Source organism: Idiomarina aminovorans (assembly GCF_023155095.1).
In the GTDB taxonomy this organism is placed as follows: Bacteria; Pseudomonadota; Gammaproteobacteria; order Enterobacterales; family Alteromonadaceae; genus Idiomarina; species Idiomarina aminovorans.
The window spans coordinates 210813-232666 of the sequence record NZ_JAKNDA010000002.1 but is presented as its reverse complement, the minus strand read 5'-3'; the positions used below and the strand labels follow the sequence as shown (position 1 = coordinate 232666).

23 protein-coding genes and 1 pseudogene are annotated in these 21854 nt (G+C 47.8%); 12 read left to right on the top strand and 12 right to left on the bottom strand.

Translation table 11 applies throughout. The annotated features are described in order from the left end of the window. Window positions 1-15 precede the first annotated feature (15 nt). The 4 genes from mlaD to L8G48_RS05200 all read right to left on the bottom strand — a co-directional run bounded on the left by mlaD (window position 16) and on the right by L8G48_RS05200 (window position 2723). Window positions 16-483 carry an outer membrane lipid asymmetry maintenance protein MlaD gene (mlaD, locus tag L8G48_RS05215; protein WP_248263547.1) on the bottom strand — a complete coding sequence of 156 codons (468 nt, stop codon included), beginning with the start codon at window positions 481-483 and terminating at the stop codon, window positions 16-18. 2 nt (window positions 484-485) lie between these two features. Beyond that, complete coding sequence (mlaE, locus tag L8G48_RS05210) at window positions 486-1265, bottom strand: lipid asymmetry maintenance ABC transporter permease subunit MlaE (RefSeq protein WP_248263546.1); 780 nt, start codon at window positions 1263-1265, stop codon at window positions 486-488. Beyond that, window positions 1262-2062, bottom strand: coding sequence for an ATP-binding cassette domain-containing protein (locus L8G48_RS05205; RefSeq protein WP_248263545.1), 801 nt, complete (start codon window positions 2060-2062; stop codon window positions 1262-1264). The genes mlaE and L8G48_RS05205 overlap by 4 nt, the downstream gene beginning before the upstream one ends. A gap of 85 nt (window positions 2063-2147) precedes the next feature. Further along, on the bottom strand, window positions 2148-2723 hold the full coding sequence (locus L8G48_RS05200; protein WP_248263544.1) for a TetR/AcrR family transcriptional regulator: 576 nt from the start codon (window positions 2721-2723) through the stop codon (window positions 2148-2150). Window positions 2724-2878: 155 nt separating this feature from the next. Between L8G48_RS05200 and L8G48_RS05195 the strand changes: the two genes are divergently transcribed. Genes L8G48_RS05195 through mgtE form a run of 11 tightly spaced genes read left to right on the top strand, consistent with a single transcriptional unit; the run spans window position 2879 to window position 10954 of the window. Then, a complete protein-coding gene (locus L8G48_RS05195) occupies window positions 2879-3856 on the top strand; it encodes a KpsF/GutQ family sugar-phosphate isomerase (RefSeq protein ID WP_248263799.1) in 978 nt (325 codons plus the stop codon). Further along, window positions 3856-4410 carry a 3-deoxy-manno-octulosonate-8-phosphatase KdsC gene (gene kdsC / locus L8G48_RS05190; protein WP_248263543.1) on the top strand — a complete coding sequence of 185 codons (555 nt, stop codon included), beginning with the start codon at window positions 3856-3858 and terminating at the stop codon, window positions 4408-4410. Before L8G48_RS05195 ends, kdsC begins: the two co-directional genes overlap by 1 nt. Then, window positions 4407-4970, top strand: coding sequence for an LPS export ABC transporter periplasmic protein LptC (lptC, locus tag L8G48_RS05185; protein ID WP_248263542.1), 564 nt, complete (start codon window positions 4407-4409; stop codon window positions 4968-4970). The genes kdsC and lptC overlap by 4 nt, the downstream gene beginning before the upstream one ends. Beyond that, complete coding sequence (gene lptA / locus L8G48_RS05180; protein ID WP_248263541.1) at window positions 4939-5481, top strand: lipopolysaccharide transport periplasmic protein LptA; 543 nt, start codon at window positions 4939-4941, stop codon at window positions 5479-5481. The genes lptC and lptA overlap by 32 nt, the downstream gene beginning before the upstream one ends. Before the next feature lies 1 nt (window position 5482). Continuing rightward, a complete protein-coding gene (lptB, locus tag L8G48_RS05175; protein WP_248263540.1) occupies window positions 5483-6208 on the top strand; it encodes an LPS export ABC transporter ATP-binding protein in 726 nt (241 codons plus the stop codon). 21 nt (window positions 6209-6229) lie between these two features. Further along, window positions 6230-7690 carry an RNA polymerase factor sigma-54 gene (locus L8G48_RS05170; RefSeq protein WP_248263539.1) on the top strand — a complete coding sequence of 487 codons (1461 nt, stop codon included), beginning with the start codon at window positions 6230-6232 and terminating at the stop codon, window positions 7688-7690. 28 nt (window positions 7691-7718) lie between these two features. Continuing rightward, entirely contained in the window at window positions 7719-8006 is a 288-nt protein-coding gene (gene hpf, locus L8G48_RS05165; RefSeq protein WP_248263538.1) for a ribosome hibernation promoting factor, read from the top strand. Window positions 8007-8009: 3 nt separating this feature from the next. Further along, entirely contained in the window at window positions 8010-8480 is a 471-nt protein-coding gene (gene ptsN, locus L8G48_RS05160; protein ID WP_248263537.1) for a PTS IIA-like nitrogen regulatory protein PtsN, read from the top strand. Further along, window positions 8471-9322 carry an RNase adapter RapZ gene (rapZ, locus tag L8G48_RS05155; protein WP_248263536.1) on the top strand — a complete coding sequence of 284 codons (852 nt, stop codon included), beginning with the start codon at window positions 8471-8473 and terminating at the stop codon, window positions 9320-9322. The genes ptsN and rapZ overlap by 10 nt, the downstream gene beginning before the upstream one ends. Next, the gene (locus L8G48_RS05150) at window positions 9315-9590 is read left to right on the top strand and encodes an HPr family phosphocarrier protein (RefSeq protein ID WP_248263535.1); all 276 of its coding nucleotides are present in this window, start codon (window positions 9315-9317) and stop codon (window positions 9588-9590) included. Before rapZ ends, L8G48_RS05150 begins: the two co-directional genes overlap by 8 nt. Before the next feature lie 2 nt (window positions 9591-9592). Next, window positions 9593-10954, top strand: coding sequence for a magnesium transporter (mgtE, locus tag L8G48_RS05145; protein ID WP_248263534.1), 1362 nt, complete (start codon window positions 9593-9595; stop codon window positions 10952-10954). A 13-nt stretch (window positions 10955-10967) separates the two neighbouring features. Here the strand turns inward: mgtE and pmbA are convergent, their stop codons facing one another. Then, the gene (gene pmbA / locus L8G48_RS05140) at window positions 10968-12314 is read right to left on the bottom strand and encodes a metalloprotease PmbA (RefSeq protein WP_282444610.1); all 1347 of its coding nucleotides are present in this window, start codon (window positions 12312-12314) and stop codon (window positions 10968-10970) included. Between the two features lie 54 nt (window positions 12315-12368). Between pmbA and yjgA the strand changes: the two genes are divergently transcribed. Beyond that, window positions 12369-12884: a ribosome biogenesis factor YjgA gene (gene yjgA, locus L8G48_RS05135; protein ID WP_248263533.1), complete on the top strand. Its 516-nt coding sequence runs from the start codon at window positions 12369-12371 to the stop codon at window positions 12882-12884. Window positions 12885-12899: 15 nt separating this feature from the next. Here the strand turns inward: yjgA and tldD are convergent, their stop codons facing one another. The 7 genes and pseudogenes from tldD to mreC form a co-directional block, all read right to left on the bottom strand. After that, window positions 12900-14321: a metalloprotease TldD gene (gene tldD / locus L8G48_RS05130; protein ID WP_248263532.1), complete on the bottom strand. Its 1422-nt coding sequence runs from the start codon at window positions 14319-14321 to the stop codon at window positions 12900-12902. Further along, a complete protein-coding gene (locus L8G48_RS05125; protein ID WP_248263531.1) occupies window positions 14318-15115 on the bottom strand; it encodes a carbon-nitrogen hydrolase family protein in 798 nt (265 codons plus the stop codon). Before L8G48_RS05125 ends, tldD begins: the two co-directional genes overlap by 4 nt. Further along, window positions 15087-18974, bottom strand: coding sequence for a YhdP family protein (locus L8G48_RS05120; protein WP_248263530.1), 3888 nt, complete (start codon window positions 18972-18974; stop codon window positions 15087-15089). Before L8G48_RS05120 ends, L8G48_RS05125 begins: the two co-directional genes overlap by 29 nt. Window positions 18975-18979: 5 nt before the next feature. Then, a complete protein-coding gene (gene rng / locus L8G48_RS05115) occupies window positions 18980-20449 on the bottom strand; it encodes a ribonuclease G (RefSeq protein ID WP_248263529.1) in 1470 nt (489 codons plus the stop codon). Continuing rightward, a pseudogene (locus L8G48_RS13600) lies at window positions 20439-20507 on the bottom strand (septum formation inhibitor Maf); the annotation flags it as partial. The gene rng and the pseudogene L8G48_RS13600, both read right to left, overlap by 11 nt. A 5-nt stretch (window positions 20508-20512) precedes the next feature. Next, window positions 20513-20998 carry a rod shape-determining protein MreD gene (gene mreD, locus L8G48_RS05110; RefSeq protein WP_248263528.1) on the bottom strand — a complete coding sequence of 162 codons (486 nt, stop codon included), beginning with the start codon at window positions 20996-20998 and terminating at the stop codon, window positions 20513-20515. After that, window positions 20995-21852 carry a rod shape-determining protein MreC gene (mreC, locus tag L8G48_RS05105; RefSeq protein ID WP_248263527.1) on the bottom strand — a complete coding sequence of 286 codons (858 nt, stop codon included), beginning with the start codon at window positions 21850-21852 and terminating at the stop codon, window positions 20995-20997. The genes mreD and mreC overlap by 4 nt, the downstream gene beginning before the upstream one ends. Between the last annotated feature and the right edge of the window lie 2 nt (window positions 21853-21854).

Below are 21854 nucleotides of genomic sequence, written 5' to 3'. Positions count from 1 at the left end.
TGCTCTCCCTACCACTTAATCGTTGCCCTGGCTAAACAGGAACTGGCCTATCAAATTCTCTAAAACTAACGCTGACTTTGTATCGGTAATAGTATCGCCATCTTCTAGCGTATCTACGCTTTCATCAATAAAACCGGGTTGAAGCCCAAGATATTGCTCACCCAACAGTCCTGACGTTAGCACCGATAACGTACTGGTCTCAGAAAGTTGGTCGTAATCTTTACTGATACTCATTGCCACTTTTGGCTCATAGTAGTCGCCCGATAAAGATATGTCGGTAACACGACCGATAACGACCCCACCAACTTTTACCGGAGAGCGCACTTTCAGACTACCAATATTGTCGAATTTGGCATACAGAGTGTAACTGTCACCCGATGTTGTCATATTGCCACTGGCTGCTCTTAACGCGATAAACGCTAACGCCAAAATACCGACAACAACGAACACGCCTACCCATAACTGTGTTTTTCTTGATTCCATGGTTATCCACCAAACATGATAGCTGTAAGAATAAAATCGAGTCCTAGAATTGCCAGCGACGCAGTCACTACTGTCGACGTTGTCGCGGCACTGATCCCCGCAGAGGTTGGTACTGAGCGATAGCCTTTGTATAAAGCTATCCAGGTAACAACAAAAGCAAATACAATTGATTTAATGATGCCGTTAAGCAGATCTTCCTGCCAGTCGACCGCCGACTGCATGACCGACCAAAAAGCGCCTTCATCAACACCCAGCCAGCCCGAACCAACCAGATAACCGCCATAAATACCAACGGCCGAAAACATTAATGCCAGCAGCGGCATACTGATTAGTCCTGCCCAAAAGCGAGGGGCAATAACACGACGTAACGGATCAACCGCCATCATCTCTAAACTGGACAGTTGCTCCGTCGCTTTCATTAAACCTATTTCTGCGGTTAACGCTGAGCCCGCACGTCCGGCAAATAGAAGACCAGTTACTACAGGCCCTAACTCACGCAACAACGACAACGCAACCATCGGTCCCAAGCTTTGCTCAGCTCCGTAATCCACCAAAATGGTATAGCCCTGCAAGCCCAGCACCATACCGATAAACAAGCCACTGACGATAACAATCAGCATCGACAGCACGCCCACTACGTACATTTGCTTAATAAACAACGGCCACGACTTGCGTGGTTGCGGTTTACCGATGATGGCTCCCAGCAACATAGCCAGGGCGTATCCAATACCGGCCACGCTATCCAGCACTCGCTGGCCGATAGATTGTATAAACTGGATCATCCCTCGCCCCTTAACAAATCCGTTGTAAAATCGTCGTCTGAATAATGAAAGGCTACCGGCCCATCTGGTGCGCCGTTTAAAAACTGCTGAATAATTGCCGTGTCATTATGACGCAATTCATCCGGCGTTCCCTGACCAACCACTTTTTTATCGGCAATGACATAAGCGTAGTCAGCAATTGACAGCACTTCTTTTACGTCGTGAGATACAACTATAGAGGTCAAACCCAAAGATTCATTCAGAGATTTAATCAGCTTTACAATCACGGCCATAGAAATAGGGTCCTGACCGGCAAACGGCTCGTCGTACAGAATTAAGTCGGGATCTAAAGCAATAGCCCTTGCCAGAGCCGCCCGCCGGGCCATGCCACCGGACAGCTCCGATGGCATAAGATGACGAGCCCCCCGTAAACCAACGGCTTCCAGCTTCATTAAAACCACACTGCGAATAATTTGTTCTGGTAAGTCGGTATGCTCCCGCAAAGGAAACGCCACATTTTCGTAGACCGACATGTCGGTGAACAAAGCGCCACTTTGGAACAGCATGCTCATGCGCTTACGCAATTCATACAAGTCGTTTCGCTTTAACTCAGAAACCTCTTGTCCGGCTACTTTAATGCTGCCGCTTTCAGGTTTAAGCTGACCACCGACAAGGCGCAATAACGTTGTTTTTCCAATTCCGCTGGGACCCATAACAGCAACCATTTTACCCTTAGGCACAGCTAATGATAGGCCGTCATAAACCGGGTGGGTTCCATGCGAAAAAGTCAGATTCTTAAGTTCTACCAAGTTTGTCACGGCAGTTTCCTGTTACAAGTTTATCAGTCACTATGTTAGCGCCTGTCGGTAAAAATTTGATACCGAAAAAATGTCACAAATCCTATCAGCGGATTGACTCTATTTCTGTCAATTCATCGGCAAGCTTCAGTAAATATTGCGCAAAGTCTTCACGCTCATGCACACAGGCATCACACAAATTCAGTTGCTCAAACAACCGCGCACCGTGCACCGCATAAAATAAGGTTTTGCCCACTTTACTACCGGCAATCCTTTCCAGCCGCTGTAAAGTTCCGGCCACGTGTTCTTTTAGCGGCCCCAACAACTCGGGATTGGTGGCGGCAGCGGCCAGCATACCGCTTCCCAGACGCGAGCACTCGGCGTCAGTATCAAGGGCTGCTAACAAGATACTTTTTAATTCTCCTTTTGGGTCATCACTGAATTTTCGGTGATATTGCTCGCGTAAATTTTCATACCGTTCAACCCGGCGTTTTAACATCGCCTGAAGCAAGCAGTCTTTGCTGTTAAAATGGTAGAGCAGACCACCTTTACTGATACCTGTGGTATGGCTTAAGGCATCAAAGGTCAGGTGAGCAGCCCCCTCTGCAGCGACTAACCGATCTGCCGCATCCAGAATGACGTCTCTGTTACTGGGTCGGCCTGCTGCTTTTTTCTCTACCATAGCGTATTCACTTTACCTGAGCTGACTTTATTAACCGTCTGGTTGGTATATTAATTATTTTTGCAATAAAATACAAGATTTACCGCGTATGGTAGGCAGAGTCGCATTGAATGACGTATTATACAGAGCAAAAGCACAACGCCAGAGGCATGACAATGAAGCAAGTCACCCAGAACTTTCGACTACTGGGCGAACACGTACTGGATATTGAGAAAAAGGCGATTGACGGGTTGTACCAATATTTAGATGACAACTTCGATGCCGCCTGCCAGACCTTGTTTAACTGCAAAGGACGAGTCATAGTCACCGGTATGGGTAAATCCGGACACATTGGCGGAAAAATTGCAGCAACATTAGCCTCTACCGGCACTCCGGCTTTTTTCGTTCATCCGGGTGAAGCCAGTCACGGAGATTTAGGCATGGTTGCCGCCCAGGACGTTGTGATTGCGATTTCTAACAGCGGTGAAACCACTGAAGTACTCAATATTATTCCCGTCATAAAACGCCTTGGCGTTCCGTTAATCTCAATGACCGGTAAAGCTGACTCCACTCTGGCACGGCTTGCCGATACCCATGTTTGCATTGCCGTGGAACAAGAGGCCTGCCCGCTAGGGTTAGCGCCAACCGCTTCTACCACCGCAACCTTGGTAATGGGTGATGCCTTCGCGGTTGCCTTACTCAACGCCCGCGGCTTTACTGCCGATGATTTTGCTCTGTCACACCCGGGAGGCTCTCTGGGCAAACGTTTATTACTGCGTTTGAACGATGTCATGCATACAGGCGACAGAGTCCCGGTTATTCCGGCTGACGCTATTATCAGCGATGCCTTATTAGAAATGTCGCGTAAAGGCCTGGGAATGACCGCCGTAGTAGATACCAACCAACGTTTAGCCGGTATCTTTACCGATGGTGACCTACGCCGAATTCTGGATAACCGGGTTGATGTCCATAAGACGCCAATAGCTGAAGTGATGAACCGCTCCTGTATTACTGCTAATGAAGATATGCTGGCAGCAGAAGCGTTAAAGCTGATGCAGGATCGTAAAATTAACGGGCTTATCATCACTAATAAAGACGGGCAGCCATGCGGTGCAATGAATATGCACGATTTGCTGCAGGCGGGAGTTCTTTAATGGAATGTATTAACACCTGGTACGGCAATATTGAAAGAACGCTGCTTCAGCGTTTCTCCGGAATCAAACTTCTGGTGCTGGATGTGGACGGCGTATTCTCTGATGGCCGCATTTATTTAGGCAACAACGGGGAAGAATTAAAAGCTTTTCACACCCGCGATGGATTTGGCATGAAAGCCTTAAAGAAGTCCGGAGTTGAAACCGCTGTTATCACCGGCAGAACCTCAGGTATTGTTGAACACCGCATGGAACATTTGAACGTCGGTTTCATTTATCAGGGACAAAATGATAAAACCGCCGCCTTTAACGAGCTGTTGGAGAAACTCAAACTAACGACTGAACAAGTCGCTTATGTAGGTGATGACACCCCCGATTTAGCCTTAATAAAGACCGCCGGAATGGGAATTGCAGTGCAGGATGCCCATCCGTCGGTACAGCAACAAGCAGACTATATCTGCCGTTGCCACGGGGGGTACGGGGCAGTACGTGAAATCTGTGACTTGATTATGCTCAGCCAGGGGCAATTGCATCTGGCAACAGGAGCCAGTGTGTGAGTCGCCGTGTTACTGTCATTCTAATTCTGCTATTCGGCGCCGGGCTATTACTCGTCTGGCGTCCTTTTGGCGATGATGCTGATGGCAGTAATGTCACTGCAACACGAACCATGCAGCCTGATTTTACCGCTTTTGGTCTGGAAACCCGAATTTTTGAGAACAATGGTTTACTGGCTCATAAGATTAAATCGGAAAAGATGGCTCATTATGACCAAATTGGTTTGACCGAACTTGAACAACCGGTTTACACCGTATTTTCGGAACAAGGCAAAGAAATTTGGCGAGTCAATTCCGCGCAGGGCACATTCTATGATGATCAAACCCTGATTTTAGAGGGTGATGTTGAAATCCTTGCTTTAGAGCCTGATACTCGAATCAAACAGGTGTTAACCGAGTACCTGATTATTGATTTAAACAATCAATCCATGAGCACCGAGCATCCTGTGAGCATTCACGGGCCTCGGTTATTAATACGCGGCAATGGTATGAGTGCTGACCTGAAAGCTGAACGAATGGAGCTAAAAAGACATGTTAAAACGATTTTCCAGCCTGCTGAGTAAAGCAATTCTGGTCACCTTAATACCAACGGCGGTTTTGGCTCAGGGTAAGTCTGACTTTAATCAGCCCATGGAAGTGGAATCAAGCCAGGAACAGCTTGATATCAAAAATAACCGCTTAGTTTTAACCGACAATGTTATCATCCGCCAAGGTACACTATTAATCCGGGCGGATCGCCTAGAAGCCTCTGCCAGCGAAAATGCGGAACAAGCCGATACCTTTGTTGCAGAGGGCAGCCCCGCCACCTATAGCCAAACACTGGATGCCGGTAACCAAATTAATGCAGAAGCGAATAAAATTACTTACTTTCAGGGTGAGCAGCGGCTCGAATTAAGCGGCAACGCACGGATATCTCAGGGTAGCAGTAGATCAAGTGGTGATTTAATTACCTATGACCTGGATAAACAGACAGTAACCGCAACCAGTTCCGGTGAAGAAAACAGTCGCGTTATTACTATCTTCACCCCAAACGCTAACACTGATTCCGACAAAAATAATAACGAGAACCCTTAATATGGCCACCCTACGAGTTAAGCATTTAGCCAAAAGTTATAAAAACCGCCAGGTGGTTAAAGATGTCAGCCTGGAAGTCAGCCAGGGACAAGTTATTGGCTTATTAGGGCCTAATGGCGCCGGTAAAACCACTACCTTTTATATGATTGTTGGCTTAGCCAACAGTGATAAAGGCCAGATATTACTGGATGATAATGACTTAACATTGCTGCCAATGCACGAAAGAGCGCGCAGAGGTATTGGTTATCTGCCTCAGGAAGCCTCTATTTTTCGTAAACTAACAGTTCGCGATAATCTGATGGCAATTTTAGAAACCCGAAAAGCACTATCCACCAATGAACGTGAAGAGCAAGTTGATGCTTTATTGGAAGAATTTAGTATTGGCCACATAGCCAACAGCCAGGGCATGAGCCTGTCAGGCGGGGAGCGCCGGCGGGTCGAAATTGCCCGGGCACTGGCGGCAGAACCCACCTTTATTCTGCTGGATGAGCCTTTTGCCGGTGTTGACCCCATTTCAGTGATTGATATTAAAAAGATTATTGAGCATCTGAAGCAACGTGGTATTGGCGTGTTGATTACGGATCATAATGTACGTGAAACCCTGTCGGTCTGTGAGCACGCTTATATTGTCAGTCATGGTGAACTTATTGCCAGCGGGAATGCAGAAAGTATATTATCGAACCAACAAGTCAAAGATGTTTACCTCGGTGAGCAGTTCACCTTATAACGTGATGCCGGGACAGTCATTATGAAGCAGAGTCTGCAGCTAAAAATTGGTCAGCATCTGACCATGACGCCACAACTTCAACAGGCCATTCGTCTGCTGCAGCTCTCTTCGCTTGATCTTCAGGCTGAAATTCAGGACGCGTTGGACAGTAACCCGTTACTGGAAGTTGAAGGTGACAGCAATAACGAGTCTGATGGTTCAGACAATCGTCATACAGAACAACGAGACGACAGCCAGCGAGAAACCTCGGATGTGCTAAAAACTCAGGAAATGCCGGACGAGCTGCCGGTAGACAGCAGTTGGGATGATACCTACTCCAGCCATACGCCGCTCAATGGTACCGCTGCTTCCGGTAAGTCTTTTGACGGTGACTTTGAAATGTACCAGGGGTCTACCAGTGAGTCTTTGCAGGACCATCTGATTTGGCAAATGCAGCTGTCCCACTTTTCCGACGAAGACACCGCCATTGGCGAAGCCATTATCGAAGCTATTGACGATAGCGGTTATTTAACCGCCAACATTAATGAAGTCATAGAAGCGGTACGTTTGCCCGACGTTGGAAAAGAAGAAGTCTGCATGGTGCTTAAACGCATTCAGCATTTCGACCCTATTGGCGTAGGTGCCCGCAGTGTTAGTGAATGTCTGTCTATTCAGTTACAACAGCTCAGCGAAGACACAACTTACAAGGAAACCGCTCTGTGTCTGGTGACTGAGTACATGGACTTACTCGGCAACCGCGATTTCCGTACTATTCAGCGCAAGTTAAAATTATCGGAAGACGAATTACGCCAGATCATGCGGTTAATTCAGCAACTTCATCCTCATCCGGGCGAGCAAATTGCGCAACAACCCGTTGAATATGTCATCCCGGATGTTGCTGTCACCCAAAAAAATGGCCGTTGGATGGTCGAACTCAACCCCGACAGCGTGCCTAAATTAAAAGTCAACGAAGAATACGCGGCACTGAGTAAATCGGCAAAAACAGCAGCTGACAGTCAGTACATAAAAAACAATACTCAGGAAGCTCGCTGGTTTATTAAAAGCCTGGAAAGCCGTAACGAGACCCTGTTGAAAGTCGCAAATTGTATCGTACAGCGGCAACAAGGCTTTTTTGAACATGGCGAAGAGGCCATGAAACCTATGGTTCTTAATGATGTTGCCGAAGCGGTAGATATGCATGAAAGCACGATTTCCCGTGTAACTACACAAAAATACTTACACTGTCCCAGTGGCGTATTTGAGTTGAAATACTTTTTTTCAAGTCATGTCAGTACGGAAGGCGGTGGTGAGTGTTCAAGCACAGCAATACGTGCTTTAATTAAGAAGATGGTCGCAGCGGAAAAACGCAATAAACCGTTAAGTGACAGCAAAATTGCTGAACTGATAGCTGAACAAGGTATCCAAGTAGCAAGAAGGACAATTGCGAAGTATCGGGAATCGTTAAACATTCCATCATCGAGCCAACGCAAAAGTCTGTTATAACTTTGTTAACTGCAAGAAGGAAGACGTTATGCAAATTAATTTGACCGGTCACCACATCGATATTACCGAAGCTTTACGTGACTACGTAGACACAAAATTTGCCAAGTTAGAACGACACTTTTATCACATTACTAATGTTCACGTCATCCTGAATATTGAAAAAACGATTCAAAAAGCGGAAGCTACGCTGCACGTGAATGGCGGTGAAATTTTTGCCGACGCAAAACACGAAGATATGTACGCGGCCATCGACGGTTTAATTAATAAACTGGACCGTCAGGTGATTAAACACAAAGAGAAACTGAAACAACATTAATCCATGCAACTGAGTGAATTGTTAAGCCCCGACTGCACCAAGCGTGCGGTCGAGGGCGCAAGTAAAAAACGACTGCTTGAAACCATTAGTCAAATCGTAGCTCCGAAACTGTCAGGTATTACCCGCCATGACATTTTTGAGAGCTTATTAAACCGTGAGCGTCTGGGCAGCACGGGAATTGGCTTAGGTATCGCAATTCCTCATGGCCGGTTACCCAATGCACAACATCCGGTCGCGGTTTTACTGACGCTGGATGAACCCATAGAGTTTGATTCTATTGACAACCAACCGGTCGATATTATTTTCGCCCTGCTGGTGCCGGAGTCCGAACACGAGAATCATCTGCAAACATTGGCCTCAGTAGCCCGGCGAATGAATGACAAAGACTGTACTCGCGCCCTGCGTCAGGCTGGCTCTGACAAAGCTTTGTATCACTTATTTGTTGGCGAAGGTAAACAGTCGCCATGCAACTGATCATTGTTAGCGGTCGTTCTGGTTCCGGTAAAACCATCGCTTTGCGAGTGCTTGAGGATTTAGGTTTTTATTGCGTCGATAATTTACCGATAAGCTTATTACCAACTCTGGTTCATGCGGTTATCGAGCAATATCAAAAAATTGCCATTAGCATTGATGTTCGTAACTTACCGGAACACTCAGAAGAATTACTCGACTCACTGAAATTTTTGCTCAAGGGAGTTGAGCCCGAAATTCTGTTTATTGATGCCGATGACAACACGTTATTAAAACGCTTTGGGGAAACCCGTCGACTGCATCCCCTGTCGCAAAAAGAATTGCCCTTGTTAGAAGCGCTTCAAACCGAGCATAAAATGCTTGAGCCGATTATGGAACGGGCAACCTGGCGCCTGGACAGCAGCGACTTATCTCTGCATCAATTAAGTGAGCAAGTGACTGAAAGAGTACTTGGACGAGCTGATAAGAAACTGATTATTGTATTTCAGTCGTTTGGTTTCAAATATGGCTTGCCCAAAGACGCTGATTTTGTCTTTGACGCTCGAATTTTGCCAAACCCACACTGGCAACCTGAGCTTAAGTTGCTCACCGGCCTGGATACAGACGTTCAAATTTTCTTTCGCCAGCAACCTTTAGTCACTAAGTTTATTCATCAACTGGAAAATTTTCTTGATACCTGGTTACCGCAGTTTCAGCGCAGCAACCGTAGTTACCTGACCATAGCGACAGGTTGTACCGGCGGTCAGCACCGTTCGGTTTACATCTCTCAGCAGTTAGCGGAACGTTTTGAACAAAAAACAGTAAAAGTTCAGGTCAGACATCGGGAATTAAAGTCGCATGAATAAAGTTTGCAGACATTTAATTATTCGCAATAAACTAGGCTTGCACGCACGTGCGGCCACCAAGCTTGCGCAGCTGACACAAGAGTTTGATTCTGAGATAACCGTACAGCAAGGTGAACAGTGCGTTAATGCCGCCAGCGTTATGTGTCTGATGCTACTGGCAAGCCAGCAGGGCAAATCTGTTGAGGTTTGTGCCGAGGGCAAAGACGCACAAGCGGCGTTGAATGCCGTAAGCATTTTATTTGAAGATCGCTTCGAGGAAGACGAATAATCATGTTCGCGGAACTATCCGACAAAGAATATGCCATGCAGCGCATTCAGCAGGTTAACTCCGCGCTGTCCGATGGTATGTTCGTTGCTGCACGACGCATGCTGCATAATATGCCGGCATGCGACGTGGCACTGTTGTTGGAGTCTTCGCCGCCAAAAAGCCGTTCTATTGTCTGGAAACTGGTGGATATTGAAGAGCATGGCGAAATCCTGGAAGAACTGAACGAAGAGGTTCAGAAAGACATTATTCGTCAAATGGCGCCGAAAAACCTGGCCGCCGCTACTGAAGGCATGGATACCGATGACCTTGCCTACGTTCTGCGCGGTTTGCCTGAGCCCATTTATCAGGAAGTTCTAAAATCAATGGACGAAAGCGACCGCGAGCGTGCTGAAACGGCGCTCTCATACGCTGAAGACAGCGCCGGCGGCATCATGAACACCGATACTATTACCGTGCGCTCAGACGTTACTATTGATGTTGTGCTGCGTTATTTGCGCCTTAAAGGTGAATTACCAGAAGCCACCGATAAGCTCTATGTTGTTGACCGCCACGAAAAAATGATTGGCGAGATAACACTAACCCAGCTCTTAACTATTGACCCCGCTCGCCGCATTGATGAAATCATGTCGACGGAGATTACGACCATATCCGTCACCATGGACGAAACCGAAGTGGCTAAGCTGTTTGAGCGCCACGACTGGGTTTCTGCACCCGTTGTCGATAACGAACAACAGCTCGTCGGCCGTATTACCATCGATGACGTGGTCGATATTATTCGCGAGGATGCGCAACACTCCATGTTGAGCATGGCCGGTCTGGAAGATGACGAAGATACTTTCGCCCCCGTATTGAAAAGTACCCGTCGCCGTACTATATGGCTAGCAGTTAACTTAGTGACCGCCCTGCTGGCCGCTATGGTCAGTTCACTGTTCGAAGACATTCTGGCACAAATGGCCGTGCTGGCTATTCTGAATACCATCGTGCCCAGCATGGGCGGTATAGCGGGCAGTCAGACTCTGACACTGGTAATAAGGGGGATGGCACTGGGGCACATAGGCACCAGTAACTCGCGATGGTTAATCGGTAAAGAACTCGCCATTGGCTTCTTAAACGGTATTATCTGGTCAGTGCTCATTGCTGCTGTTGTTGCACTGTGGAAACAAGACTTATTAATCGGTGGTATTATTGCCTTTGCAATGATGATGAACCTGGTAGCTGCGGCTCTCGCCGGTGCCACTATACCGCTTATTCTGAAACGCTTTAAAATTGACCCGGCGCTGGCTGGTGGGGTTATCCTGACCACAATAACGGACGTTGTCGGTATCTTCGCCTTCCTTGGCTCAGCAACCTTATTACTGTCTTAATTCTTTTTTGGGGTTAGTTACCCGCAACACTCATTTGCTCTAATAACACCGAACCTGTATGCAATGCATGCCGCTCATCCGTGTCATTACCGATAGCGACAATATTCGCCAGCATATCTTTTAAATTACCGGCAATAGTCACTTCTTCTACCGGATACTGAATTTCGCCATTATCAACCCAAAAGCCGGCGGCTCCGCGTGAGTAGTCGCCATTAACCATATTCACACCCTGCCCCATCAATTCCGTTACCAGCAGGCCGGTTCCCATTTTCTGACACAGTTGCGCTAACGAATTGTCCTGTTGAGTGAGCTGCCAGTTATGAATGCCACCAGCATGCCCAGTTGGCTGCATATCGAGCTTGCGCGCTGCATAACTGGTTAATAGATAAGTCTGCAAAACCCCATCAGTGATAATATTCTGCTCTTTTGTTGCCAGTCCTTCAGCATCAAAAGGCGAGCTCGCCAAACCACCAATAATATGCGGTTTTTCCTGAATATTAAGCCACTCTGGCAGTACTTGCTTACCCAAATGATCAAGCAGAAAGCTGGATTTCCGATACAGATTACCACCGCTTATTGCGCTGACCAGATGCCCGAACAAACTACCGGCAATATCCGCGCGGAAAATAACAGGCACTTTCGCCGTTGGCACTTTGCGCGCCCCTAATCGCGACAGAGTTTCTTTTGCAGCGTCTTCTGCAACATGTTCAGCAGAGTCTAAATCCTGCATTTTTCGGGCAACCGAATAGCTCATATCCCGCTGCATTTTGTCGCCTTCTTGGGCAATCAAAACACAGCTCAGATTATGTCGCGACTGCAGGTAACCACCGATAAAGCCATGGCTGTTTCCATAAACCCGGAAACCGGTGTGGCTGCCATAATGGGCGCCATCTGAATTCACAATGCGTTCGTCAAAGTTAAGGGCGTGGTTTTCACACGCCAACGCTTGTTTAATCGCGTACTCAGCACTTTGATCGCCCGGGTGGCACAAATCCAAATCCGGTACCCCGGTTGCCATCAACTCCGCTGGCGCCAGGCCGTTATAAGGGTCTGCTGAAGTAAAGCGGGCAATGTCACAAGCTTTATCCACCGCAGCGCTAATGGCCTGTTCGGATAAGTCGGTGGTAGATGCTGAGCCTTTCTGGTGCCCACGGTAAACACTAATACCCAGCGCGCCATCCTGATTAAACTCCACGGTTTCGACATCGCCCAGACGGGTTCCGACAGAGATACCTGAGCTGTGACTGATGGAGCATTCGGCGGAACTGACACCTTTTGCTTCTGCCAGCCTTAATGCTTCTTTAACCGCACCTTCTACCTGCTTCATTTGAATCTGTAAGTCACTCAGTTGTACTATCAAAAAACTCTCCTCACTGCTAAACTGCTGGCTTTATAGCGCTAATGAATCGAACCTATGCCGAAACGCCCAGCCGAAAACCCTGAACAATCTGACGGCTTCGTCAGCAAGTCCCAAAAAAAACGCGACATGGCAGAACGCCAGGAGCTTGGAACTCAGCTTGTTAATTTAACCGATACCCAGCTGGCAAAAATGCCACTGGACGATGAGCTGCGCGATGCCATTTTACTTGCCCGTAAAATTCGTAATAAGCACGAAGGCCATCGACGCCAGCTTCAATTTATTGGCAAACTCATGCGCTCACGTGATATTGAACCCATTGAGCAAGCATTAAATAACTTAAAAAATGCCCACCAGCAGCAAACCTCAATTTTTCACGAGATTGAAACCACCCGCGATAAACTGCTGAATGAAGGCGATAATGCTCTGCAAGAATTTATTGAAGAACATCCCAATGCCGACCGTCAACAGCTGCGTCAGTTGATCCGTCTGTCCGAGAAACAAAAAACTGAGCAACAATCACCCGTTGCTGCCCGTCAGCTGTTTGTCTACTTACGCGAACTGCTCGGTTAACACTGGGCTGTTCAGTTACTCGGTACCACCAACGGTCATTGAATCAAGTTTTAGGGTGGGTTGACCGACACCCACGGGCAAACTTTGCCCGTCTTTACCGCAAACCCCCACACCTTCATCCAACGATAAATCATTACCCACCATAGACACTTGTGACATGGCTTCTGGTCCGTTGCCAATAAGCGTTACACCTTTTAACGGCGTGGTAATTTTTCCATCCTCAATGAGGTAAGCTTCGGAAGCAGAGAAAACGAACTGGCCCGAAGTAATATCCACCTGACCACCGGCAAACTGTGGCGCATAAATGCCTTTTTTCACACTGCCGATAATCTCTTCCGGGCTGCTTTCCCCGGCCAGCATATAGGTGTTGGTCATTCGTGGCATGGGTAAATCCGCAAAACTTTCACGACGACCATTACCCGTTGTTGCCTGGCCCATTAACCGGGCATTCATTTTGTCCTGCATGTAACCACGCAGTATGCCTTTTTCAATCAATACATTATAACCACTGGGTGTGCCTTCATCATCGATACTCATTGAGCCGCGACGATCGTCCAGCGTACCGTCATCAACAATAGTACACAGTGGTGACGCTACTTGCTCACCAATTTTGCCGGAATAAGCCGATGAACCTTTACGGTTAAAGTCACCTTCTAAACCATGACCAACCGCTTCGTGTAACAAAACGCCCGGCCAGCCCGAGCCCAGAACCACAGGCATATTGCCCGCCGGTGCCGGCTGTGCCTCTAAATTCACTAAGCCCTGTCGCACGGCCTCTTCCGCAAAACGCTGCCAACAGGCATTGCCGTTTTTTTCTTCCAAAAAAAGTTCGTAACCGACACGGGCTCCGCCACCGGCACTGCCCCGTTCACGACGACCATTTTGTTCAGTTATCACAGAACAGTTCAGCCGAATTAACGGCCGTTTATCGGTAGCCAGAGTACCGTCGGTTGCAGCTACCAAAACCTCGTCATAACTGCCACTCAGGCTCACCACAACCTGGCTAACGCGGGAATCCTGCGCTCGTGCATGGGCATCGACTTTTTTCAGTAATTCAATTTTTTGGTCTTCAGATAAGGTGTCCAGCGGATTTATCGCCTGGTAACGCGACGGCGCCTGCACCGACTTCAGCGCCTCGACGGTTTTACTTTGTCCCTGACGTGCAATGCCCCGGGCCGCCTCGCTGGTACGTTTCAGCGCCTTCAGCGTAATTTCATCGGCATAGGCAAAGCCTGTTTTTTCGCCTTGCACCGCCCTGACGCCCATTCCAGTCTCAATATGAAATGCGCCGTCTTTAATAATGCCGTCTTCCAGCACCCAGGACTCGTTGACACTGTGTTGTAAATAAATATCGGCAAAGTCGATATCACCACTATAAAGGCTGGATAACGCTTCGCTTATGTCGTCTTGTGACAGTTCGTAGTCAGTTAGTGTCATGTCTTTTGTACAACCTCAAATTGATTCTGTTGCGCCACCGGCATTTGCTTACGAATAGATTCAACGTCCGCTAAGTCAACGCTGGCTGAAATAATGCCTTCACCCTGCTCCTGCTCGGCCAGTATTTCCCCCCAGGGACTCACAATTATTGAGTGGCCATAGGTCTCCCGGCCATTATCATGTTGCCCGAATTGATTCGGCGCTACAATAAAGACCTGTTGCTCAATAGCGCGAGCTCTGACCAACGCATGCCAGTGAGCTTCTCCTGTAACCTGGGTGAATCCGGAAGGTAAAACAATGATATCGGAGCCCGCCTGACGCAATGCTCTAAATAATTCTGGAAAGCGCAAATCATAACATACCGACAGACCAACCACACCTAAGTCGGTTGCAGCTGCCACTATTTCAACCCCCGGTTGGGTCCACTTTGACTCGCGGTACTTTTTAGTATTGTCCGCAACATCCACATCAAACAGATGAATTTTGTCATAACGCTCTACGATAGAACCATCGGGTCCAAATAATAACGAAGCAGCAGAAAACCGCTCACCGGCTTTTATTGGTAAGGTGCCGCCAACCAGATAAATCCCATGAACTTTAGCTAATAATGCCAATTGTTTTTGTATTTCGCCTTTCTCATACGTTTCAGCCATTTCTAACTGCGCGCGGTCACCCGCACCAAAACAGCAAAAAGCTTCGGGGAGTACTACCAGTTGAGGGCGCGCGGCAGGAAGTTGTTGCAGTAACTTAGCGACCGTTGCCAGGTTATCTTGCGGGCTCGGGCGACTGCTCATTTGCAGCGCCGTCAGTTGAACTTGTGTCATCATCTGCCTCTGAATCGGTTGAGTTCTCTTTCAATTCTGGCAAATCAACCGGGCGGCTGTCACGCTCTATTTCTTCAACCACAGGTTCTTCGATAGTGCCGGTCACTTGATACCGCAACTTCGAGATCACTTTAGCATCGTGCAGCACTTTATCAATCAACAGCGCAGCCAGGCCACTTGGCGGATTAACCATCCATGCCAGAATAACAGGCAGGCTTGAGGTGACCTTGGGGGCGTAAGTCAAATTATAATTGAGCTCCCCGGTTTGCATATCAGTCCAGCCACGAATGTCCATATCGCCGGCAGAGCCAAGTAACTGAGCGTCTTTGGTAGTAGCAACGCCTTGGTTAATTTGGAGGCTGCCGGTCAGGTCGGTAAAAAACATGCCCTGTGAAAAAATATCACGAAAATCCAGTGTCAGCTTACGTAAAATACTGTCCAGGCTCAACAAAGAGAAAACACGCGCGCCACCATCGCTCACCTCCGCCAGGTAGCCTTTTTCCAAATCCCATGTTACATCACCGTTTAGCGAACCCAGGCTCGGTTGATATAAGTGATCACGCCAGTTCACATCAAAATTGATAACAGCAGCACTATCTCTCACAGCGGTTTCCAGCTGGTAATCACGCAGCAGACCGCCCAGGTCTTCGCTCTCCAGACGGCCGGACAGGCCACTTAATCCCCGTTCGTCGGCGTAACGCCAGTAGCCGTCTACAACTAACTGGTCACTGCCTCTTTTCAATGACATTTGTTCTATACTGAAGCCATCATTAAGCGGGGACAGCGTGAGTTCAACTTCGCCTAAATCATGCTCATCAACACGACAACTGCGGCAGAGAAAGTTGAGCCGCGGAACCTTTTCAAGCCAGCCCCAGTCGGTTTTTTTGTTGTCCGGCGGCAATTCAATATCCGTCGTTAATGCCAGATAATCAGCTCTAATAGTGATGCCTGTTTGTACAAACCGCTCCGGAATGGTTGCACTGATCACTGCGTTATCAGCATCCACCCGGGCTTGCCAATCCGAATTTTCCGGCCAGACCTGAATATCAGCCTGGCCGAATTTTTGCTGCCCCCACTGCAACCGGGGAGTCTCGATACTAATTGAATCAGGTAGCCACCCTTTCTTGTTGCTTGACGCATTTTCAGCATTAGAGTTCCTGGCCAATGCATACAACACCGAATACCATTGGCCTATATCAGTTTCGGGCAAGTTGGCCATAATGGCAAAATCTGCAGAGCCGCGCTGCTCGCCAGCCGAAGCTACGTCACCAATATTCAGTTGCGCCTGTTGCCAGCCGTTGTCTCCCGGCTGCCAGCGACTGTCCCAGCTCAGTCGCTCATCGATAGTCGCCTGTAAACGCAGTTGTTCACCGGTGCCTTTTAAACTCAGCTCAAACTGCCAGCTCTCTCCAAAGTCTTTTTGCAGCGGCGCCGGCAAAGACGTTTCCAGACCGGTGAGATCAAACTGCGACTCAAGCTCAACATCAATCTCATTTTCACCCTCACCAAAGGTCAGTGCTAAATGACTTTCCCCATTTACCGCGCCATAGAAAAACGACTTCCATTGCGGATAGGGAAATTGCTTGAATAAAGGTTCGCTTTGCCAATCAATGGTTGTGCTGACATTCAGATTGTAATCTTCGCCGCTTAACCCACCTGACACCTGAGCTTCTACCGGCATACCGTACCAGTTTAAACGCAGACCTTCGGTGCTGACATCGCTGTTATCAATTTTTAATCGGCCGGCAGTAACTTCAAAGTCTTGCTGCAACGCATCTACAGATAACGACAGACCACTTAATGACGCATCGACAAGCACCCCAACCTCACGCGAATCATTGAAAGGAATGTCTAATTCAAGTGAACTTTGCACCTCTCCCCGAGGACTCAGCTGAATCAAGGTTTCTGTCACGCTGTCCAGAGGAGATTGCTCATATATCGGTAATAATGATTCTGCATCAGCTTTAATAGTGGCTTGAATTTGTAAGCCTTGTTCGGCATCAGTTAAATCTACTATCTGTGCATCAACCCGCGTTATCTCCGCCTCTTGTATGTGACCGCCAGCGGCCGACATTAACAATCGTTTATTGTAAAAATCCAGATTGAGCGGAGTATCGGTTAGCGGCAGCCAGTCCGGCTGGAACTGGTACGTTAAATCTTCGAATTCAACCCGGGCGTTAAACAGGCCTTTTTTATCGTCATAGGGAAAACCGTTCACCGGACCACGCCACAATACCTCCGCCCCCCGGATTTGACCGGACTGAAGAGCCGTGGTGAAGTAAGCTTTTACCTTCTGACCCATAACGGAAGGGAGTAACTGCCGGGCTGTCGCAACAGAGAAAGGTTGTTCCGTCGCCAGTAATAAATCAATTTCAGGCGTACGGTCTCCGGTGCTAACTAAACGCCCACTGCCGGCTAGCTGAAAATCGTTTTGGTTCAGTTGCAGCTGCTCCAGAGCAACTTGCCAGTGTCCGGGCTGAAGCAGCCAGGAGCCGGTTAATTTCAGATTATCGATATCCCAGGACTGGGTCGCTGACAAATTCTTGCCGGACAGGCGAACATTGCTGCCTTCAATTTGCCATAACCCCTGGTTCGCTATGCTGTTAACACTTAAGTCCAGCCCGTTAAAACTGGGCCAACTTTCATTACCATCCGCTGACAAGTTATGACTTTTTAGTGACCACTGTTGGCCCGAAACCGGATGCTGACGATAACGTAAACTGGCTTTACCCTTTAACCCCAGACTCACCACCGAATCGACACTTTCTTCCGAATCCAGTGGCAGCAAAGACAAAAGGTTCGTCACTTCATTAATCGCAACATTGTCCACACTAATATCATGTACCCCCTGCGACTGCTGCCACGCAATGCGCGGCACCCCGAACTGACCCGCTGAGGTATTTACCGTCATGGGTAAGCTATTTACTAACCAACCTTCCACTTCCGGTCGTAGTACGATTTTTCCTGCCGGTAACTGCAACCAGTTTAATTGATTGGAATGGTTATCCAGCCAGGTGATGCGATTATCTCTTAGCTGCAACAGTCCTTCAAAAAGCTTCCCATTGCGGACGTCGAGCCAGCCGGTAAAATTGACATTTGATGCTTGTACATCAATGTCTCCCAGTTGCTCTTCAAGCCATGGACTGATATCAACATTTTGCGAGTCCACATAGAATTGACCGTTAAACTCTGACCATCGGTCACCCCGTAAATCAATAATGACGTTCAGGCTGTTTGTCGCAAAGTCTTCCATACGAAATTGACCAATTCCCTGGTGTTTTTTGCCTTTATTGGTCCAGGACAATCGATCAATATCTATCTTGCGCGTTACTCCGCGCAAGTTTGTCAGTAATAACTCACCATTATTGAGAGAAAACTTTTCCAGTTGCTGCAGGAAGAGTCGGTTCACGTAGTCCAGATCTAACATTTCGGCTTCGTCAAGGCCTGACAGCTTTCGCATGTCTAAGGCGATGCGCGCTTCGTCCAGAATAAACTGCTGCGCAATGAGCTGTTGTTCCAGTAATGTTTTCCAAAAATCCAACACCACATGCACTTCACCAATACGAACCTGTACCGGCGATTGCTCGCGCTCCAGCAAAACCAGACTGTTCAGAACAATGGAAGGTTCCTCCCCAGTCCAGGCCAAAGACAGGTCACTAATACTGACCGGTTGCTGAAAACGTTGTTCCAGATTACTTTCTAAAGGTTCAGTGAGATCCGGCAGGTAGGGCAGGCTGTAGCGCAATAAACTCAGACCGACAGCAACCAGCACCAGCGTAATCGCCAGCGTTAGCCAGAGTTTGTTTAAAATCCACGACAGAGTACGCATCGGTTTTACATCATTACAACGTCAAATTGTTCCTGATTATACAAAGGTTCCGTTTGTATCTTTATTTGACGCGAAACAAACAGCTCAAGTTCAGCCAAGGCGTGAGATTCTTCATTCAGTAAAGCCTCACTTACCTGAGCCGACGCATAAACCACAAATTTATCGGCCTCGTAAGCTTTATGAACCCGTACAATTTCACGCATAATTTCGTAGCACACCGTTTCCACGGTTTTCATGCTGCCACGCCCCTGACAGACAGGGCATTCTGAGCATAAAACATGCTCAAGACTCTCTCTGATACGCTTGCGGGTCATTTCTACCAACCCCAGAGAGGTAAAACCGTTAATGGTTGTTTTTGCTCGGTCTTTAGCTAACGCCTGTTCAAGGCTATGTAGTACCCGGCGCTTATGTTCTTCATCCTGCATATCAATGAAGTCGATAATGATAATGCCGCCTAAATTACGCAAACGTAATTGACGGGCAATCGACTGAGTCGCTTCTATGTTGGTATTAAAAATGGTTTCTTCCAAATTCCGATGACCAACAAAGGCACCGGTATTGATATCCACTGTTGTCATCGCTTCGGTCTGGTCAATAATTAAAGAGCCACCGGATTTCAGGTCTACCCGGCGGTCTAATGCGCGCTGCATTTCGTTTTCAACATTAAACAGATCGAAAATAGGCCGGTCGCCGTTGTAATATTCAAGCACCTCGGTCAGCTCAGGAATAAAGTCCTGAGTAAAGACTTTCAAGGTGTCGAAAGTAACTTTGGAATCAACCCGGATACGCTCAATTTCTTCTCCGACAAAGTCGCGCAAGACACGACAGGAAAGATTGAGATCTTCGTACAGCATACCCACTTTGCGTTGAGATTTTTTTCGTTTTTTTATCTTCTCCCACAGTCGGAAAAGAAACTCGGCGTCACCCCGAAGCGACTGTTCTAAAGCACCTTCCGCCGCCGTACGGACAATAAATTTTCCGTCATTTTCACTGACATCAGCGGCAATTTCACGCAAACGCTCGCGCTCCTCACCTTCTTCAATGCGCTGTGAGACACCGACATGGTCGCTCTTAGGCATAAAGACCAGATACCTAGACGGCAGGGTGACATCAGTCGTTAAACGCGCTCCTTTGGTTCCCAGAGGGTCTTTCACTACCTGCACCATAATATGCTGGCCCTGATGCACCAACTTGGTAATATTTTGCTGTGGCTTTTCGTCAAGCGGGGGTAAATCATCCCCCTCTACCTGCACAACAATATCTGACGCGTGTAAAAACGCGGCCTTATCCAGACCAATATCAATGAACGCAGCCTGCATACCCGGTAACACACGAGAGACTTTACCCATGTAAATATTACCCACCAGGCCACGTTTTGCTTGTCGTTCAATGTGAACTTCCTGCAGAATGCCATTCTCAACAAGCACAACACGAGCCTCTGTCGGGGTCACATTCATTAAGACTTCAACGCTCATCGACTTCACCTGTCATTTCGAACATTCGCAAGAGTTGCTCTGTTTTATATAAAGGTAAGTGCATTAAGCCACTCCAAAACGACGACGCACTTTCCGTAACAGAGGGAAGACCCAAAGCCAAAAAACAGCTGACGTTAGTACTGGCCAGAAATAAGACAAGGTAAATTCATCATCGTACAAAAATACGTTTGCTTCGAACACAACAAAACGCTTAATAAAAATCAGTATCGCTATGACTAAAGCTTGCTGTATTAAGGCGAAATTACGAATACGCTGAAAATGCCGGGCCGCAAAATAGGTAACAACCACCATGCCAAGCGCATGAACACCAACAACAGACCCCAGCAGAATATCGCTAAGCACGCCCAGCACCAAAGCGGTGCCCATATTAACCCGATGCGGAAGCGCAATAATCCAATATAGCATCACCAGCGTCAGCCAGTCCGGTCGAAAAATATCGAATGCAGCAGGCATCGGCATTATCATTAGAGTCAAAGCAATAATGTAAGTGACCAACAAGGTAATCAAGCCCCGTTTTACCACTATCATTTTCCATCCTCATCAAAAATGGGTTGCTGTTTGCCTTGGCTTGGCCATAACAGTAACACATTGCGAACCCGGTCCAGAGCACTAACAGGATCAGCAAACACCGTAGCAAAAGGCAGCGATTCATCTCTTACGACACGGCTAATTGTTGCCACCGGATACCCCTCAGGGAACACTCCGCCCAGGCCAGAGGACATCAGCAAGTCGCCTTGCTGTAAATCACTACTGTGTGGAATAAACATTAATTCGAGCCGACCAATGTCACCCGTTCCCTGAGCCAAAACCCGAATATCGTTTCGTTCCGAGCGCAACGATATCGCATGGCTTTGATCCGACAAGAGCAATACTCGAGCTGTGTTACCGCCAACATCCTGAACCTGACCAATAATTCCGTTACTGTCCAGTACGGCTTGCCCCTCGTAAACGCCGCTTAGGGTTCCTCTATTGATAACCAGCTGTTGCGAAAACGGCTCTGAGGCAACCGCTATCACTTCAGCAACCATGCGACGGGCTGAATCATGGGCATCTGACCCCAGTAGTTCACGTAGCCGTTTGTTCTCGTTCCGCAGAAACCGCAGCTGTTGCTGCTCTCCCTGCAATTCAAGAATAGCTCGCTTTAAGCGTTCATTTTCATCACTTAACTGGGATGTTGTTTTCACCGATTCAGATAACCCATCAAGTATCTGCTCCGGCAGAATCGCCAAATACTGGACAGGGGCAACTAAGGAATTCAGAAACAACCTAGCTGGCTTCATCGCCTGCAAACGATGGTCAATAAAGATAAGCAGAAACGAACAGGCTAGTGCGAGCACTAGCCTGGAAAGTAAGGATGGACCACGGTCAAACAGCGTCTTCATGA

What these genes read in the sequence shown, in the direction of transcription:
- lptA (WP_248263541.1), top strand. Translation starts at nt 4,939, where the DNA reads ATGTTAAAACGATTTTCCAGCCTGCTGAGTAAAGCAATTCTGGTCACC.
- tldD (WP_248263532.1), bottom strand. Translation starts at nt 14,321, where the DNA reads ATGACACTAACTGACTACGAACTGTCACAAGACGACATAAGCGAAGCG.
- ptsN (WP_248263537.1), top strand. Translation starts at nt 8,010, where the DNA reads ATGCAACTGAGTGAATTGTTAAGCCCCGACTGCACCAAGCGTGCGGTC.
- L8G48_RS05200 (WP_248263544.1), bottom strand. Translation starts at nt 2,723, where the DNA reads ATGGTAGAGAAAAAAGCAGCAGGCCGACCCAGTAACAGAGACGTCATT.
- lptB (WP_248263540.1), top strand. Translation starts at nt 5,483, where the DNA reads ATGGCCACCCTACGAGTTAAGCATTTAGCCAAAAGTTATAAAAACCGC.
- mgtE (WP_248263534.1), top strand. Translation starts at nt 9,593, where the DNA reads ATGTTCGCGGAACTATCCGACAAAGAATATGCCATGCAGCGCATTCAG.
- mreC (WP_248263527.1), bottom strand. Translation starts at nt 21,852, where the DNA reads ATGAAGACGCTGTTTGACCGTGGTCCATCCTTACTTTCCAGGCTAGTG.
- L8G48_RS05150 (WP_248263535.1), top strand. Translation starts at nt 9,315, where the DNA reads ATGAATAAAGTTTGCAGACATTTAATTATTCGCAATAAACTAGGCTTG.
- hpf (WP_248263538.1), top strand. Translation starts at nt 7,719, where the DNA reads ATGCAAATTAATTTGACCGGTCACCACATCGATATTACCGAAGCTTTA.
- mreD (WP_248263528.1), bottom strand. Translation starts at nt 20,998, where the DNA reads ATGATAGTGGTAAAACGGGGCTTGATTACCTTGTTGGTCACTTACATT.
- L8G48_RS05125 (WP_248263531.1), bottom strand. Translation starts at nt 15,115, where the DNA reads ATGAGCAGTCGCCCGAGCCCGCAAGATAACCTGGCAACGGTCGCTAAG.
- mlaE (WP_248263546.1), bottom strand. Translation starts at nt 1,265, where the DNA reads ATGATCCAGTTTATACAATCTATCGGCCAGCGAGTGCTGGATAGCGTG.
- rng (WP_248263529.1), bottom strand. Translation starts at nt 20,449, where the DNA reads ATGAGCGTTGAAGTCTTAATGAATGTGACCCCGACAGAGGCTCGTGTT.
- L8G48_RS05195 (WP_248263799.1), top strand. Translation starts at nt 2,879, where the DNA reads ATGAAGCAAGTCACCCAGAACTTTCGACTACTGGGCGAACACGTACTG.
- kdsC (WP_248263543.1), top strand. Translation starts at nt 3,856, where the DNA reads ATGGAATGTATTAACACCTGGTACGGCAATATTGAAAGAACGCTGCTT.
- L8G48_RS05170 (WP_248263539.1), top strand. Translation starts at nt 6,230, where the DNA reads ATGAAGCAGAGTCTGCAGCTAAAAATTGGTCAGCATCTGACCATGACG.
- rapZ (WP_248263536.1), top strand. Translation starts at nt 8,471, where the DNA reads ATGCAACTGATCATTGTTAGCGGTCGTTCTGGTTCCGGTAAAACCATC.
- mlaD (WP_248263547.1), bottom strand. Translation starts at nt 483, where the DNA reads ATGGAATCAAGAAAAACACAGTTATGGGTAGGCGTGTTCGTTGTTGTC.
- L8G48_RS05120 (WP_248263530.1), bottom strand. Translation starts at nt 18,974, where the DNA reads ATGCGTACTCTGTCGTGGATTTTAAACAAACTCTGGCTAACGCTGGCG.
- yjgA (WP_248263533.1), top strand. Translation starts at nt 12,369, where the DNA reads ATGCCGAAACGCCCAGCCGAAAACCCTGAACAATCTGACGGCTTCGTC.